The 1,012-nt window shown below is 71.6% G+C and carries 1 protein-coding gene; it reads right to left on the bottom strand.

The window, feature by feature from the left end; genetic code table 11:
* The coding region (locus tag ABZ877_RS39680) for a nucleotide pyrophosphatase/phosphodiesterase family protein (protein ID WP_361081593.1) at positions 1 to 993 on the bottom strand (993 nt) is incomplete at its 3' end.
* Between the last annotated feature and the right edge of the window lie 19 nt (positions 994 to 1,012).

Genomic DNA, 1,012 nt, shown 5'->3' with positions numbered 1-1,012 from the left:
GTGGTCGAGGTGGTGTTCCTTCTTGCCCTGGTCGTCGAGGAGGCGTTCGATGCCGGGCAGGTCGGCGAGGGCGGCGCGGGTGGCGTCGAGGTCCTCGGGGCGGCGCACGTAGACGTGGGCGATCTGGTGGTCGGCGACGGCGAAGGCGCGGGAGGCCATCGGGTCGAGGTACTCCATGCCGTCCTGCGTGTGCACCTCCAACAGGCCGGCGCGGCGCAGGGTGCGGTTGATGTCGACGGGGCGGTCGGCGCGGGTGATGCCGTACTCGGACAGGGCGACGACGGTGCGTCCCTCGGCCTTGGCGTCGTCCAGGAGCGGGGCGAGGGCCGTGTCGAGTTCGGCGGCGGCCCGGTGGGCGCGGGGGTCGTCGGGGCCGAAGCGTTGCAGGTCGTAGTCGAGGTGAGGGAGGTAGCACAGGGTCAGGTCGGGGTGGCGGGTGGCCATGACGTGGCGGGTCGCGTCGATGATCCACTGGCTGGAGACGATGTCGGCGCCGGGGCCCCAGAAGTGGAAGAGGGGGAACGTGCCGAGTTTGTCGGTGAGTTCGTCGTGCAGGGCCGGGGGCCGGGTGTAGCAGTCGGGCTCTTTGCGGCCGTCGGCGTAGTAGACGGGGCGGGGGGTGACGGTGATGTCGGTGTCGGCGCCCATGGCGTACCACCAGCAGATGTTGGCGACGGTGTAGCCGGGGTGGGCGCGGCGGGCGGCGTCCCAGAGTTTGTCGCCGGAGACGAGGCCGTTGTGCTGGCGCCACAGCAGGACGTCGCCGAGTTCGCGGAAGTACCAGCCGTTGCCGACGATGCCGTGCTCGGAGGGCATGGTGCCGGTCAGGAAGGTGGACTGGGCGGCGCAGGTGACGGCGGGCAGGACGGTGCCGAGGGGCGCGCGGGAGCCGGACTGGCCGAGCGCTTTGAGGTGCGGCATGTGGTCGAGGAGACGGGGGGTGAGGCCGACGACGTCCAGGACGAGGAGCGGGGTGGGGCGGGTGTCCGTCATGGCAGCTCCTTGAGGCCGA

The sequence above is a fragment of the Streptomyces sp. NPDC046939 genome (assembly GCF_040644575.1).
GTDB lineage: Bacteria > Actinomycetota > Actinomycetes > Streptomycetales > Streptomycetaceae > Streptomyces.
This window is presented reverse-complemented; position numbering and strand designations above follow the sequence as displayed.